The 14,962-nt window shown below is 65.8% G+C and carries 16 protein-coding genes; 2 read left to right on the top strand and 14 right to left on the bottom strand.

Annotation, left to right across the window (positions count from 1 at the left end):
- Complete coding sequence (locus BXA07_RS01465) at positions 1–270, bottom strand: MoaD/ThiS family protein (protein WP_076565636.1); 270 nt, start codon at positions 268–270, stop codon at positions 1–3.
- A gap of 154 nt (positions 271–424) precedes the next feature.
- On the opposite strand from BXA07_RS01465, the gene BXA07_RS01460 reads away from it, so the two are divergent.
- Positions 425–1,393 (top strand): IS1595 family transposase, encoded by a 969-nt coding sequence (locus BXA07_RS01460; protein WP_076564981.1) that lies wholly within the window; start codon positions 425–427, stop codon positions 1,391–1,393.
- A gap of 37 nt (positions 1,394–1,430) precedes the next feature.
- Positions 1,431–1,742, top strand: a complete 312-nt coding sequence (locus BXA07_RS01455) for a hypothetical protein (protein ID WP_076564979.1) — start codon at positions 1,431–1,433, stop codon at positions 1,740–1,742.
- Position 1,743: 1 nt separating this feature from the next.
- On the opposite strand, the gene BXA07_RS01450 is transcribed toward BXA07_RS01455, so the two are convergent.
- From BXA07_RS01450 to BXA07_RS01390, 13 genes are all read right to left on the bottom strand, one after another.
- Positions 1,744–2,052, bottom strand: coding sequence for a 2Fe-2S iron-sulfur cluster-binding protein (locus tag BXA07_RS01450; protein ID WP_076564977.1), 309 nt, complete (start codon positions 2,050–2,052; stop codon positions 1,744–1,746).
- 9 nt (positions 2,053–2,061) lie between these two features.
- Positions 2,062–3,213, bottom strand: a complete 1,152-nt coding sequence (locus BXA07_RS01445; protein WP_076564975.1) for a Gfo/Idh/MocA family protein — start codon at positions 3,211–3,213, stop codon at positions 2,062–2,064.
- A gap of 9 nt (positions 3,214–3,222) precedes the next feature.
- Positions 3,223–4,275 carry a sugar phosphate isomerase/epimerase family protein gene (locus tag BXA07_RS01440; protein WP_076564973.1) on the bottom strand — a complete coding sequence of 351 codons (1,053 nt, stop codon included), beginning with the start codon at positions 4,273–4,275 and terminating at the stop codon, positions 3,223–3,225.
- A gap of 45 nt (positions 4,276–4,320) precedes the next feature.
- A complete protein-coding gene (locus BXA07_RS01435) occupies positions 4,321–5,256 on the bottom strand; it encodes a substrate-binding domain-containing protein (protein ID WP_244556161.1) in 936 nt (311 codons plus the stop codon).
- Between the two features lie 88 nt (positions 5,257–5,344).
- Entirely contained in the window at positions 5,345–6,364 is a 1,020-nt protein-coding gene (locus BXA07_RS01430) for an ABC transporter permease (protein WP_076564970.1), read from the bottom strand.
- Positions 6,345–7,832 carry a sugar ABC transporter ATP-binding protein gene (locus tag BXA07_RS01425; RefSeq protein ID WP_076564968.1) on the bottom strand — a complete coding sequence of 496 codons (1,488 nt, stop codon included), beginning with the start codon at positions 7,830–7,832 and terminating at the stop codon, positions 6,345–6,347. Before BXA07_RS01425 ends, BXA07_RS01430 begins: the two co-directional genes overlap by 20 nt.
- Positions 7,832–8,857, bottom strand: a complete 1,026-nt coding sequence (locus BXA07_RS01420) for a LacI family DNA-binding transcriptional regulator (RefSeq protein WP_244556146.1) — start codon at positions 8,855–8,857, stop codon at positions 7,832–7,834. Before BXA07_RS01420 ends, BXA07_RS01425 begins: the two co-directional genes overlap by 1 nt.
- Before the next feature lie 138 nt (positions 8,858–8,995).
- Entirely contained in the window at positions 8,996–9,583 is a 588-nt protein-coding gene (locus BXA07_RS01415; RefSeq protein ID WP_076564964.1) for a hypothetical protein, read from the bottom strand.
- Between the two features lie 24 nt (positions 9,584–9,607).
- Positions 9,608–10,519 carry a glycerophosphodiester phosphodiesterase gene (locus BXA07_RS01410; protein WP_076564962.1) on the bottom strand — a complete coding sequence of 304 codons (912 nt, stop codon included), beginning with the start codon at positions 10,517–10,519 and terminating at the stop codon, positions 9,608–9,610.
- Positions 10,494–12,134 carry a hypothetical protein gene (locus BXA07_RS01405; protein ID WP_244556145.1) on the bottom strand — a complete coding sequence of 547 codons (1,641 nt, stop codon included), beginning with the start codon at positions 12,132–12,134 and terminating at the stop codon, positions 10,494–10,496. The genes BXA07_RS01410 and BXA07_RS01405 overlap by 26 nt, the downstream gene beginning before the upstream one ends.
- A gap of 1 nt (position 12,135) precedes the next feature.
- On the bottom strand, positions 12,136–12,996 hold the full coding sequence (locus BXA07_RS01400; protein ID WP_083707985.1) for a hypothetical protein: 861 nt from the start codon (positions 12,994–12,996) through the stop codon (positions 12,136–12,138).
- 28 nt (positions 12,997–13,024) lie between these two features.
- A complete protein-coding gene (locus BXA07_RS01395) occupies positions 13,025–14,047 on the bottom strand; it encodes a hypothetical protein (RefSeq protein ID WP_076564960.1) in 1,023 nt (340 codons plus the stop codon).
- Positions 14,044–14,808, bottom strand: coding sequence for a hypothetical protein (locus tag BXA07_RS01390; RefSeq protein WP_076564958.1), 765 nt, complete (start codon positions 14,806–14,808; stop codon positions 14,044–14,046). The genes BXA07_RS01395 and BXA07_RS01390 overlap by 4 nt, the downstream gene beginning before the upstream one ends.
- Positions 14,809–14,962 lie beyond the last annotated feature (154 nt).

The raw sequence follows: 14,962 nt of genomic DNA, 5'->3' as shown, positions 1-14,962 counted from the left end.
TTAACCTCCGGAAAGTGCCTGCAAGATATACACCTGGCTGTCGGGCCGCAAGGCGTCGTCCAGCATGCGCCGCTCGCGGCAGCGCGCGCCATCGATGAAGATCACGACGTTGGGACGCAACGCCCCCTGCTCGTCGAGCACGTAGCCGCGCAGGCGCGGCTGCTGGGCAAACACGGCATCCAGGGCGGCGCGCAGGCATGGCGCCGCCACGTCCACCGTGGGGACGTCGAGAAAACGCGCCAGTTGTTGGGTAAAATGCAAGTTCGCCATGCTGCCCTGCGACGTCATCGGCCTGCAGCCATTCTAGTCCGCTTTGCGGCCAATACAATTAAAATGGCTCTGTCCCCGGTAAGTAGGGGAACGCCAGGAATTTTCCTCAGGCCCGGCTGTCTGACTGTACATATCGGACAAACGGGAGCCTGCCATGCAGCCAGCCGAATGGAAAACCTTCATCTCCCAGTTCGCCGCACTGAGCCGCCGCCAGCGTCTGGCCAGCGCTGCTCTGCTGCGCGGGGCAGGATCGCAGAACGCCGCCGTGGCACTGGTCGAAAGCGTGGCCCGGCAGCGGCTACACTGTCCCGCCTGCAACAGCAGTCATGCGCACCGGCACGGTCATGCGCACGGACTGCAGCGCTACCGCTGCGTGCCGTGCGGCCGCACCTTCAATGCGCTCACCGGCACGCCGCTGGCGCGCCTGCGCCATAAATCGCTGTGGCTAGCCTACGCCGATTGCCTGCTGGCATCGGCTTCCGTGCGCCAGGCAGCGCGACAGCTGAACGTGCACCGCAACACCACCTTCCGCTGGCGCCACCGGTTTTTGACGCTCGCCAGGACGGACCGGCCGCTGCGCCTGCACGGTATCGCCGAGGCCGACGAGCTGTATCTGCTGGAATCGGAAAAGGGATCCAGGCATCTGGCGCGTCCGGCGCACCGCCGGGGCGGCCATGCCCGCCAGCGCGGCATTTCCAATGAACAAGTCTGCATCCTGGTGGCGCGCGACCGCACGGGACAAACCCTCGATTTCGTCACGGGAAAAGGGGCGCTGACCAAGGTCCAACTGCATGCCTGCCTGCCACCCGTGATCGACAAGGACGTCTTGCTGGTCACCGACGGCCACGCCGCCTATCGCACCTTCGCCCGTGAAGCGGGCATCAGCCACCAGGCCGTCAACCTGCGTGCCGGCATCCGCGTGCAGGGCGCCGCCCACGTGCAGAACGTCAACGCGTATCACAGCCGCCTGCGCGCATGGCTTCGGCCCTTTCACGGCGTGGCGACGCGCTACCTGCCGAATTACCTGGCATGGCGCTGGATACTGGACGCCGGGCGCATCCGCTCTCCGGAAACATTATTGAAGGCAACACTGGGAGAGTTCCCACACTTGACGGTGACATAGCCATTAAAATAGGGCCAAGCACACAAGGAGGCCAGGCATGACGATTACCCCGGAAGAACTAGCGGTGCTGATGCAGGAAGTGGAAGTGGCCGATCCCATCGACTTTGCCGACCTGCCCTTCAACGAGCAGGAATTGCGCGGCCTGATCGCCAACCATTTGTGCGAGATGGCCGACGCCATGGAAAGTTTTACGCCGGAAGACCGCAACCTGGCCCTGCTGGCCGTGGCGGCCAAGCTGGTGCTGGAAAACCTCGTCTTGCACGTGCAGTTGCTGCGCCGCCACGGCTTGCCCGTCAGCGACAGCGTGGACGCGCTGCTGCAGCGCCTGAAGGGCGGCAAGCCGTCCTGAGTCAGGCGCCCGTGCGCACGGCCCGTGCCTGCAAGGTGAGATCGCTTTCCGCCACGGCCACGCAAGGCAGGATGTCGCCGTCGAGCCGTTCATCGGGGCTGATGCCGGGCCAGTCCACCGTGTAGCGGACCTTTCCTTCGGGCATGTGACAGATACACGTGCGGCAGGTGCCGTTGCGGCAGGAACTGAGCAGGCGGATGCCGGCCAGCTCGGCGGCGGCCAGGATGGTGGTGCCCGCCTCGGCCGGGAATTGCCAGCCTTGCGGGACGATGGTGACGGTAAAAGTGGGGATGGTCAGGGGCGCGCTCATGCGCCCAGTTTAACAGTCCGCCAGGGTGGTCCAGGTAGCGCCCTGCGCATGGCTGCGCAGCACGGCCTCGGCAAAGGCCAGGCCCGCCACGCCATCATGGACGGTGGGCAGCCAGCGCGCCGCTTCCGGTATCGGCGTCCCCGCCTGCAGGGCGCGGATGGCCAGGGCCGCATCCAGGTACAGCTGGGCGAACGCTTCCAGATACCCTTCCGGATGGCCGGCAGGCACGCGCGTGGCGTGGCGCGCGGCCGCGCTGTCGACCCGTCCCGGACGCAGCAACTGGCGGTTGCCGCCCTGCGGCGTCACCCACAGTGCATTCGGTTGTTCCTGGTCAAAGTCGAGCTGCGCCTTGCTGCCGAACAGGCGCAGGCGCACCGTGTTTTCACACCCCGTCGCCACCTGGCTGGCCCACAGGGTGCCCCTGGCGCCGTTGGCGTAGCGCAGCATCACCTGCACGTGGTCGTCCAGGGTGCGGTGCGGAACAAAGGTGGACAGTTCCGCCAGCACGGCATGCGGCGTGAGTCCGCTGACGAACTGCGCCAGGTGGTAGGCGTGCAAGCCCACGTCGAGCAGGGTGCCGCCGGGCCCGGCCTTCTGCGGGTCGTTATGCCAGTTGCCTTGCTTCAATCCGCCCGCCGCGATGGCGTCGGCCAGCCAGTCCTGCGAATACTCCACCTGCACGAGGCGCAATTCACCAAGCTCGCCCGCCTCGACCATCGCTTTCGCGTGGCGCAGCAGCGGGTAGCCGCTGTAGGTATGCGTGAGCGCAAACAGCAGCTTTTTCCGCTCTGCCAGCGCGGCCAGCGCCTGCCCCTCGGCCAGAGAGATGCCCAGCGGCTTGTCGCAGATCACATGGATGCCCGCTTCCAGGAACGCCGTGGCGACGGGCGCATGCAGGTGGTTCGGCGTGACGATGGCCACCGCTTCGATGCCGTCCGCCCTGACGGCCTCCGCCTGCGCCATGGCGCGGTAATCGCTGTAGCAGCGCTCGGGCGCCAGGTGCAGCGCCGCGCCGCTGTCGCGCGCCCGCTGCGGGTCGGACGACAGGGCGCCCGCCACCAGTTCGTACTGGTCGTCGATGCGCGCCGCGATGCGGTGCACGGCGCCGATGAATGCCCCCTGCCCGCCCCCTACCATGCCCAGCCGTAAACGTCGCTGCATGTCGTCTCCCTATTTCAAGCCAAGCAAGTGATAGATTTGATCCTGATCAACAGCGCTGCCCGCGAAATCGTCGAACGCATGTTCGGCCACGTGGATGATGTGTTCACTTATAAAACGCGCCCCTTCGGCCGCCCCGTCCTCCGGGTGTTTCAGACAGCATTCCCATTCCAGTACGGCCCAGCCCGGAAAGTCGTACTGCGCCAGCTTCGAGAAAATCGCCTTGAAGTCGATCTGCCCGTCACCGAGCGAGCGGAAGCGCCCGGCCCGGTCTTGCCAGTCGCCATAGCCGCCATACACGCCCTGGCGCCCGTTGGGCCGGAACTCCGCGTCCTTGACGTGGAAGGCCTTGATGCGCGCATGATAAATATCAATGAAGGCCAGATAGTCGAGCTGCTGCAGCACGAAATGGCTGGGGTCGTACAGGATGGCCGCGCGCGGATGGTCGTGGACGGCGGCCAGGAAGCGCTCGAAGGTCACGCCATCGTGCAAGTCCTCGCCCGGATGCAGTTCATAGCACAGGTCCACGCCAGCCGCGTCAAACGCGTCAAGGATGGGCAGCCAGCGTTTCGCCAGTTCGGCGAACGCCGTCTCCACCAGCCCGGCGGGGCGCTGCGGCCACGGATACAGATACGGCCAGGCCAGGGCGCCGGAAAACGTCACGTGAGCCTTGAGGCCCAGGCGCTGCGAGGCGGTGGCCGCCCACAGCAGCTGCTGCGTGGCCCAGGCCGTGCGCGCGGCAGGATCGCCGCGCACCTGTTCTGGCGCAAAGCCGTCGAACAGCGCGTCGTAGGCGGGATGCACGGCGATCAGCTGGCCCTGCAAATGCGTCGACAGTTCAGTCACCTGCAAGCCGTGGCGCGCCAGCAAGGCGGCCACGTCGTCGCAGTACTGCTGGCTGTTGGCTGCTTGTTGCAGGTCAAACAGGCGCGGCGCCGTCGGCAGCTGCAAGCCCTTGTAGCCCAGGCCGGCCGCCCATTGCGCCAGGTGCTCGAGCGAGTCGAACGGCGGCTCGTCGCCGAGAAACTGGGCCAGGAAAATAGCCGGGCCCTGGATGGTTTTCATGGGTATCCTTTAGCCCCCAGGACGCTGGCCCTGGAGGAGGTTCGGTTAAAAAGGCGAGTTCGGGAAGTAAAACTGCCTGGCGTTCTCGCGCGTGATCAGCACCGAGGGGATGATCGTATTGGCCGGCAATTTATCACCTTTCAGGCGCGCTTCCGTCGTCAGCTTGATGGCGTCGTACATGAACTTCGGCGAGTAGGACACGTCGGCCACGATCAGCGGATCGGAACCATCCATGATCTTTTTCACGGCGCCCTTCGCACCCGCGCCGCCGAACACCTGCTTGATGTCCGTGCGCTTGGCTTGCGCGATGGCTTTTTGCACGCCGATGGCCATGTCGTCGTCGGCTGCCCAGACGGCGTCGATGTGCTTGAAGCGGGTCAGGTAATCCTGCATGACCTTGAAGGCATCGTCGCGGTTCCAGTTGCCATACTTGGCGTCGAGCACCTTGATGTCGGGATGGCCCTTCATCACGGCGGAAAATGCGTCAAAGCGCTCGTTATCGAGCGTGGTCGGCATGCCGCGCAGCACGACGATATTGCCCTTGCCATTCAGGCTTTTCGCCAGGTATTCGGCCGGCAGCTTGCCGAAGGCCGTGTTGTCGCCCGCGATGTACGCATCCTGCGACTGCGTGTTCGTCAAGCCACGGTCCACCACGGTCACGTAGACGCCCTTGTTCTTCACTTGCGCCACGGGCTGCGTGAGGGACGCGGACTCGATGGGGAAAATCACCAGGGTGTTGATCTTGTTCACCGTCAACATATCCTGCAGCTGGTTCGCCTGCTCGGGCGCCGTGGCGGCCGTCTTGACGATGATTTTCACGCCAGGATGGGCTTTTTCCAGCTCCGCCTTGGCCTGGTTCGCCCACCACACGATGCCGGAAGTAAAGCTGTGCGTGGCCGTGGGAATGGCCACGCCGACGACCAGCTTGTCAGCCGCCTGCGCACTCGGCAGCGCCCACGCCTGCATCACCAGCACCGCCATCCCTGCTACCCGTATAAAGCTCTTCATGCTGCTCTCCTCCAAGGTTGTGGGCGCCCGGTGGCCGCCCTTTCAGAACGCCGCTGTGGTTTTATTTGCGGCCTCGCTGCAGGAAGGCGACGGCGATGATCACCACGCCTTGCACTGCGGCATTCAGGTAGACACTGATGATGCTGGTCAAATTCAGGATATTACTGATCACGGACAATAAAATGGCGCCGATGACGGTGCCGACGATGCGCCCCTCGCCGCCCTTCAGGGCCGTGCCGCCGACGACGACGGCGGCGATCGCTTCGAGTTCCCACAGCAAGCCCGTCGTCGGCGTGGCCGAGCCCAGGCGCGGCACGTACAGCACCGTGGCGATGCCCACGCACACGCCCAAGAGCATGTAGGTGGCGATTTTGACTTTATCGACATTGATGGCCGCATAGCGCGCCACTTGCTCGTTGGAACCAATCGCCTGCACGTGGCGGCCGAACGTGGTGCGGTTCAATATGACGGCGCCGGCCGCCGCGACGAACAGAAAGATCCAGATCGGGATCGGCGCGCCCAGCACGCTCGTGTAGTAGACGGGGCTGTACAGCTCGGACAGGGTGGCGTCCAGGGTCAGCGCGCCGCCGTCGGCCAGATACGTGAGCACGGCGCGGAAGATGCCGAGCGTTCCCAGGGTGACGATGAACGGTTCGATATTGCCCTTGCTGATCAACAAGCCGTGCATCAGGCCGAAGCCGGCGCCCAGGATCAAGGCCATGGCGATGCCCAGCACCAGCATGGTGATCGGCGCCAGGTTGCCCCCCGCGCCTTGCGCCAGCGCATTCATGAAATAGATCATGCAGCCCGCGATCAGGGCCGCCATGGACCCGACCGACAGGTCGATGCCGCCCGAGATGATGACGAAGGTCATGCCCACGGCGATGATGCCGATGAAGGCCGTGCGCGTGAGCACGTTCATCAGGTTATCGAGGGTGGCGAAGTCGCCGTTGAGCAAGGTGCCCGCGATGCACAGAGATAACAAGCCCAGCACGGGGCCGAAGCCCTTGATGCGCGCGCCGAAGCGGGCAACGGCGGTGGCCATCGGGGATATGGTGGTGTCAGTGCGTGCCGGTTGCATGGGCAATCAACTCCTCTTCGGTCAGGTGGTCTGCGGACAGGGTGGCTTGCAGGGTGCCGGCGCGCATCACGGCGACCCGGTGGCACAGGCCGATCAATTCGATCAGTTCCGATGAAATCACGATCACGGCGCGCCCTTCGGCGGCCAGGCGGTGGATCAAAAAGTAAATGTCGCGCTTGGCGCCCACGTCCACGCCACGGCTCGGCTCATCGAGCACGACGACACGGGGGTCCGAATGCAGGTATTTCGCCAGCGCCAGCTTTTGCTGGTTGCCGCCCGACAACATGCGCGCGCGGCTGTCCAGGTCGCCCGTGCGGATATTGAAATCCTCGACAGCCCTGGCCAGCGCCTGTTTCTCCGCGTTGAGGTCGAGCCACGGCCGCGCATAGCGCTCCATGGTCATCATCGTGAGGTTTTCGCGCAAGCCCAGGTTCACGTGCAAGCCTTTTCCCTTGCGGTCTTCGCTCAGGTAGGTCATGCCGTGCTGCATGGCCTGCCTGGGCGTGCGGATATCGACCTGCTGGCCATTGATCTCGATCAAGCCCGCGCTGCGCGGGCGCAAGCCCAGCAGTGCCTCGAACGATTCCGTGCGCCCCGCGCCCACCAGGCCCGCAAAGCCCAGCACTTCGCCGGCGCGCACCTCGAACGACAGGTTTGTCGACCAGCCGGGCACGCACAAGCCGTCGACGCTCAAGACCACGGGCGCGTCCGGCGCCAGCGGCGCTTTCGCGGGGAACATGTCGGACAATTCGCGCCCCACCATCAGGTTCGCCATCTGCTGGCGCGTGAGGCTGGCCGTCGGCTCGCGCGTGACGAAACGCCCGTCGCGCATGACGATGACCTCGTCCGTGTTGCGCTCCACTTCGTCGAGCTTGTGGGAAATGTACAGTATCGTGACGCCATCCGCCTTTAGCTGCGCCATGACGGCGAACAAACGCTGGGTTTCCGACGACGTCAGGGTGGCCGTCGGCTCGTCCATGATCAAAAAGCGGGCACGGCGCGACAGGGCCTTGGCGATTTCCACCAGCTGTTTTTCGGCAACGATCAGGTCGCGTATTCTGGTGTCGGGCGAGACGTCCAGCCCCACCTGTTTCAAGTAGCGCGACGCTTCCTCGCGCATGGCGGCATCGTCCAACAGCCAGCCCCGCGTCTTTTCGTGGCCTAAAAACATGTTTTGCGCCACCGTCAGGTGCTCGGCCAGGTTGAATTCCTGGTGGATCAGCACGATGCCGGCGGCCTCCGCCGCGCGCGAACTGGCGAAGCGCCGGGGCTGGCCATCGATCAGCAGCTGCCCTTCGCTCACGCCCTCGTAGCCGGCGAGGATTTTCATCAGGGTCGACTTGCCGGCGCCGTTTTCGCCCAGCAAGCCATACACGCGCCCGGGCGACAGGGCAAAACTGACGCCATGCAGGACGCGCACGGGGCCGAAATCCTTGCACACCCCCTCGAAACCGACGGCAACGCTCACTATGCACTCCCTCGCAAGACCAAGTTATGTTCAAGCAACACGCCCGGCACGCTGGCTGCCGGGTCCGCCAGCCGCTGCAGCAGCAGGCGGGCCGCCGTCTCGCCCAGCTCGCGCATGGGCTGCGCGATGGTGGTCAAACCGGGGGCCATCTGCGCGGCGATGGCAATATCGTCGAAGCCGATGACGGCCACGTCCTCGGGCACGCGCAGGTTCAGCTGGCGCAGCGCGCTCAAGACGCCGATGGCCAGGGTGTCGGAGACGGCAAAGATGGCCGTGGGCGCATCGGGCTGCGCCATCATACGCAGGGTGGCGGCCGTGCCCGCCTCATAGTCGAGGCTTTGCACCGTGTGCACCCATTGCGGCCGCACGGGCAGGCAGGCGGCCGCCAGGGTGTCCAGATAGCCTTGCTGGCGTTGCCGCGCGTACAGATAGCGCTCGTCGGAGTTGATCAGGCCGATGCGCGTATGGCCGCGCGACAACAGGTGCGCGACGGCGTCGGAGGCGGCCCGGTGGTTGTCGATGCCGACATAGGGCACGGCCACGCCGGGGTCGAATTCGCAGCAGGCCACCCACGGCAGGCTGGCGGACTCGTGCGACAGCGCATGCTGCACCGTGTCCGGGTCCAGGCAGATGGCGCCGTCGGCGCGGTGCATGCGCAGCAGGTCGAAATACGAGCGCTCGCGGCCCGCATCGGCGCCCGTGTCGCACAGCAGCACGAAATAGCCGTGTTCGCGCGCCACCGTGTCGATGCCGCGCACGATTTGCGCATAGAAAGGGTTGCCCACGTCGGGCACCATGGTGAGCAGCATGCGGCTCTCGGCCGTGCGCAGGCTGCGCGCCAGGTGGTTCATGCGGTAGCCGAGCGCGGCCACGGACGCGAGCACCTTGTCGCGCGTGGGCGCCCGCACCCCGGCCTGCTCGTTCATCACGCGCGAGACGGTGGCCACCGACACGCCCGCATGCGCGGCGACGGCGCTGATGGAGACGGTTTCGCTCGGCAAGGAAGACGGGACGGCTGGCGGCATGGGGCTTTTCATATAAATGTAATCGATTACATTTATAGGCCAGTCACGCGCGCGATGCAAACATTTTCGGTGCTGCGATGCGCAAAAAACAGGCAGGGAGGAACAGAAAAACGGCCCTGGTCGGGCCGTCGGATAGAGCTATTTCTGGGACGGCAAGGCGCTCTGCTGCACGGCAAAACCGGCGCGCACGGCGGACAGGGCCGCCACCCACAGGATCAGGCCGGCACCGAGGCAGCCGACGGGATGGATGGGGCCATGGCGCACGGCGAATGGATAGCCGATGGCCCACACGCACAGGGCCATGCCGATGGCCACGTGGCGGCGCGCCTTGAACAGCCAGGCCAGCGGAAAGAAATGCAGGCCCACGATCAGGATCACGGCGGGAATGAACCATGCCTGCAGCCCCAGGTTTTTCAGGACGTTGCCGACGATGAAGATGGCGATCCACTGGCCCGCGTTCACCATATTGAACAGCCGGCCCGCGCGCTTCGCTTGCGGCGTCTGTTCCGCCGCCGCATGCGCGGCCCGGTGGCGGCTGAACTGGCGCCACGCCAGCATGAACAGCAGGACGGTGATGGCGGCCACCGGCAGCAGACGCAAAGGCTGGGCGCCATACGTCTGCACGCACCAGGCGGCCACCCACAGGCCGCCGAACAGGGAAAAGAACATGGCGCCAATGGCGCTGCGGGCCAGGGTAGCGGCTGGGTCGGTGTTGGGCAAGGTCATGGCATGTACTCGCAGTGAAAGCACTTACTTCATCATCGCACAAAACGTTTCGGGGTTGCCGTCAAGAATGACGCCGCTGGGCAGGCGGTGGCTGCGCTGCTGGGCGCGCAGCAAGGATGCGGCCAGGGCCGAGTCGCCGTCGACGGCGTAGACGAAGACGGGCATGTTCATGCCGGCCGCATCGGCCAGCAGATTCGGATTGGCGTCCAGGCTGCGCGCATCGACGTGCACGCCGACGGGCATGCCGATCTGCTGCTGCACCCGCTGCAGCCACGGTTTGTCCAGCTTGGGCGGGCGGGCGTTCTTCGCGATATAGCGGCTGACCCGGTTGGCGCCGGCCGCCTGCGCATTGCGCGCGTCAAACACGAGCAGGCCCAGGTAGCCTTGCGGGTCGGCGCGGCGCGCGCAGGCGAGGTTGTTCGGCACGCCCGACGTCAAGAACCAGTTGCCGTGCTTGATGCCGCCGCGCAATTGCGCCACCAGGGTGTTGATGGGCGCGCACGAAGGCAGGACATCCTTGATTTCCGCATTCAGGGTCTTGGCCGGGAAAGCCGTGGCCAGGTCGGCGATGTCGCTCACGAAGGGCGGCGTTTCCGCCGTGAGCACGCCGCGGTTCTTCATGCTGGCCGCGCGCCAGTCGTCGGCCGTCAATTGTTTCACGGTGCGGGGCGCGCCCGTGTCGACCACCCGGCCCGTGAGCAGGTCGTGGTGCACGACCCAGCTGCCGTCGCCCAGCAGCTGCAAATCCGTCTCGACGCCGTCCCAGGTGCCGAAATACGTGTTGCGCAGCGCGCTCAGCGAGTTTTCCGGCGCATTGCCGGCGCCACGGTGGGCATGCACCTTCATGCCCAGGCAGTCGGCCTGGACGACCGTGCTGGTCATGCACAGCAGCAAGGCCAGGGCGGCCGCCTTATTTTTTTTCCGGATGATAACCATATTCGATTCCCTGCAAAACATTGATGCGGATCGCCTCGTTGACGGGGTAGCTGTAGCCCTGCCCCACCGCCACGACGTGCGTGATATTGGCCAGCAAGCCCTTGCCGGCGATTTGCCAGCGCGTGCTGTCGCCGTCGGCCTGGCGATTCCAGTCCAGCATCTGGCGGAACAGTTCGCTCTTCGTGACATTATTGTCCGACAGGGTAAAAATGCCCCAGGTTCCCAGGAAGGCGCCGGCCAGCACGCCCGTGGCGATCCAAGCGGAACGGCGGCTCAGCTGGCCATCGGCGCCCGCCTGCTCGCCGCGGCGCGCCGCCAGCACCAGCAAGCCCACGGTGGCGATCAGGTACAGCAGTTTCGAGAAGTGGCCGATGGCGCCCAAGAGCGAAAAGAACAGGGCGACAGGCGGCACGATGGCCGCGCGCGCCGCTTCCTTGCCCTCCTCAAAGTATTTGCCGCCCACTTCAAAATCCGTGCGGCTAGCGCGGTATTCCACCAGCTTTTCCGCCGTCTGGCGCGCGGCGAACTGGTCGAACAGGCGGCTGAACTCGGCCGGACTCGCATACGCGTCCTGCACCACGGCCCCCTTGGGCAGCCGCAAGCCCTTGCCCGCTTCGCTGCCGTCGCCGCCGTCCGGCCCGTCGCGCAGCACGGCCTGGATGCCGGGGCGCGCCACGAACGCGGGGAAGGACAGGCCGGGCGGAATGCGGTCGCCCTTGATAGTCAACCCCTTGCTGGCCGCTTCCGACGCATAGCGGCGCTTGACGGCCAGGCGGAACGAAATCTGGTCGGCCGGGTGCCAGTTGGCCGACACGGGCACCTTCTTGCGCACATTGTTGACGACGGCCGCCTTGCGCCGCGCCGGCACGGAATGCGGCTGCCAGCCGTGGCGCGACAGGCTTTGCCGGTAATCGTTCCACGCCGATTCCTGCTGCTGGCGCAAGCCCGCATCGTCGTCGGGAATGATTCCCGAATACAATTTCCACTTGTCATGCACTTCGCCGATCGCCTGCTGGTACTTGTCGTAGTAACCGGCCGCGCCGCCGGCGATCTTGCGGACATTAAAGTTGATCAACTGCTCCTTGGCCGGCTCCATGCGCTCGTCGAGGTGGCCCACCGACACGGCCAGGAACGGAAACAGGGCCAGGAAGGCCTTGCCTTCGGGCTTGGCAAACAGGGTGGGATCATCGACCAGGCCCTGCAATTGCAGGCTGCCGCCCACCAGCGAGCGCTGCATCAAGGTGGTGTTGAAGGCCAGGCGGCGAAATTGCGCATCGCGCGTTTCGACCAGCACGGTGACCGTCGTCTTCAAAATGCAGAACACGACCGCAGCCGTGGCGACGCAGCAAAAGATGATCTTTTTCCAGCTGGGGCCGCTGCCATTGTTCTTCAGGCGGCGGCGCCACATCAGTTGCAGCACCACCAGCGCGGCGGCGATGCCCGACAGGCTGCGGCCATAGAATTCCACGCCTTCCACGTCGTGCGGCTTGACGTCGCCGCCCACCACATCGAGCAAACGGGCATTGAAGCCCAGCTCGCAGCACAAATAAATGATCGTCAGGACGATCAGGATCAAGGTCTGCCGGATTTGCAGACTGCGCAGACTCGCGGCCATCTTATTTCCTCAGATCGATGACGACAGGCTTGATCTCTTCGGCATGGAAGATCATCGGCGCCGCAGGGGCAGCCGCCGCGCTGCGCGGGGCGGGCAGGCTGATGGCGGGCGCCGCCGCCCTGGCCGGGGTTTCCTGGCGGCGCGGCTTGGCGCTGGCGCGGCTGCCCGCTTTCGGCGCGGCGGCAGGGACCGGAGCGGCCGCCGGCGGCGCGGGAATCACGCGGCCGCTGTCGCTGCCGCTCCCAGGCAGGGTGGCGATGGCGGGGCCGGTGCCGCGCAAGGCATCGTCGGCAAACGGCTGGGCGCGCGTATCGACGCCGGGCGGCACGGCCACGCTGGCGTTGAGCAGGCGGTTGTCCGTGTAGATCATGCGCGACAGGCGGTTGTAGTTGGGAAAATCGATATTGAGCGATTTGCCATCGGCCGCCAGCTCCACGCGGGGGCGGTCGTTGCAATTGCCCACGGTCCACTGCAGCACGTCCGTGCCCTGGAAGGCCAGCACTTCATAGCGGTAGGCACAGCTGCGTTCCTGCGTCTCCACGATCACCACGGTGCGCTCGCCCACGTTTTCCACCCTCGCCACGCGGGCCGTGATGGCATTGGCCAGCGGCACGACGCGGAAGGCCTGCGACAGCTTGATCGAATACTTGCCCTGCGGGTCCTTGCGCAGGGTGCCTTCCGTGCCGTCGCGCAGGCGGAAGGTGGAAATCGGCGTGCCGAACAGCTCGGCTGTATCGAGGCCCACCATCACGCCGCCACGGCCGTTCGGCGTCATGGCGCAGCCCGTCAACAGGACGCCGGCGGCCAGGCCCAGGGCCAGTTTGCGCCAGTGCGCAGATGCGAAATTCTTATACGTTGTCATGCTTGATAACTTTCTCTTATTTCAGGATTCAGGGATTGATGACGGCCAGCGGATTGCCCGGGCCTGGCGGCGGCAAGACTTTCTGGCGGTCACGCGACAGCAAGGTGAAGGCGCCGAGCGTATCGGGACCGGCGACGATCTCCAGTTGCTCGCGCCGCAGCCAGGTGCGGATCTCCGCCTCCGTCGCCTCGGCGCGGAACAGCACGCGCGTGCGCACGCCCGTCTCGACGCCGCTGCCGCCGCTGCGGAACTCCGCATTGCCGACGACAGCCTGATCTTTCGGCAGGAACAGCCACGCCGATTGCACCACCATCACGCTGGCGGCCACGGCGGTGACGATCTTCAGCCAGCGGTTCGCGTTGGCGGGCTTGATTGGCGTCATCTGTGGCGCGGCGGCATCGGCCGAAGCGATCTGCAACTGCTGCAGCCCCTGGCGCAGCAATTGCCGGTACGCCACGCGGCCATCCTTGCCCAGTTCGCTCGACAGCGGCGTGCCCGTCAGCGCATAGCCGTCGCCGGGCAAGGCCACGCGGGCGATCACGCCGGGCGCCGCGGCGGCCCCGTTGGCGCGGCCATGGGTTTCCAGCCAGCGCACCGCCTGCAGGCGCTCCTGGCTGAACACGCCCAGGCAGGCGCCCAGGTCCGTCACGGCCACGGTCACGGGCATGTCGCACAGCACCAGGCCCGCGCGGGGGTCGGCGGGCGCGTCGCGTTCCTCGACCACGAGGCCGCAGGCGTCCGCATACGCCGCGTCCGGCGTGACGAGCCAGCCGCGCCAGCGCTGCCCCGAGCTGTCCCAGGCGTCGAGCAGCACGGCGCCAAAGCCGGGACAAGGCGCCAGCAGGTGGATCTGTCCGCCCGCGATAGGCCGCCCGGCCAAAGGCGCCGCGTCGCTGCGGCGCGCAAAACGTTGCATCAAGTGTTCCGGCACGGCAATGCCGCGCCAGTCGGGCGTGTCGCCCGCCACGTCCCCGTCCAGCAGCTGGGCGGAAGACGGCGGCGACGGCAAACGGGCGGCAACGATGGCCAGTGTGGGCGTCAATGCAGTCATGCCGTTGGCCTTTCATCAGGGTTCGGGGAGGTGGACACGGGGTCCAGGTGCAGGGATAACGCGGCCACGCACAGAATATCCAAAACTATTTGCGCCGCCTGCATGTCGCGCGCACCCAGGGCATCGCCCACGCGCAGCTTGAGCAGGGTCAAGACCCAGCTGCCCAGCAAGGTGGCGCGGTGGGCCGGCTCGACGATCTGCCGTCCCGCGCTGGCGGAATCGCCCTTCTGCCGGTGCACGAGACCTAATTTTCCGCCGTGGTAATGCGCGGACGCGATCTGCTCGGCCAGTTCCCTGACGGGCATGCCGCCGCAGCCGCAATGGCGCAGCAGCAAGATCAAATCGCGGGGCAAGGTGGCGATGAACACGTCGGCCGCTTCGCGCACCTGCTGCGGCGTGAGCTGGTAGTCGCGCAGCGGCGCGGCATACGCGTCGGGCGCCTGCAGCTCGCAGCCCTCTTGCGCATCGGCATCCTCGTCATCGCGCTGCTTGCGCAGCTGGTCGATGATGAAGCGCTTGAAGTAGAGGAACAAGGCGCCGACGTGGTGGGGCGCGGCGTCGCTGTCGCCATGCAGGACTTTTTCGATGAAAAACTGGTGGCGCAAGTCGGCCAGCGAGTCGCCCAGCGAAGCCGCTTCGCGCGGGCGGCACGGCGCCAGCGCGGCGATGACGCGCTGGTAGAACTCGCCCAGTTCGCCTTGCGACAGCCGCTGGCGGCGCGTCCATAAGTCATGAATGCGTTCAAATTGTTCCGATTGCACAGCCGGTCCGATCCTGGGTTGGGCGCCACGCGCCACTGGCCGGCGCTACTGCGCACCGGCAAACAAGCAATGCGCTGGCCAGACAAGAGAAACTTGTCAGTAAGGTAAAATGCATTTAAGCAATTTTCTCATATCAAACTGGAAATCGCTAACT

This window comes from Janthinobacterium sp. TND4EL3, from assembly GCF_900156175.1.
Classification (GTDB): Bacteria; Pseudomonadota; Gammaproteobacteria; order Burkholderiales; family Burkholderiaceae_D; genus Janthinobacterium.
The sequence above is the reverse complement of the archived record's forward strand: the minus strand, read 5'-3'. Positions and strand labels throughout refer to the sequence as shown.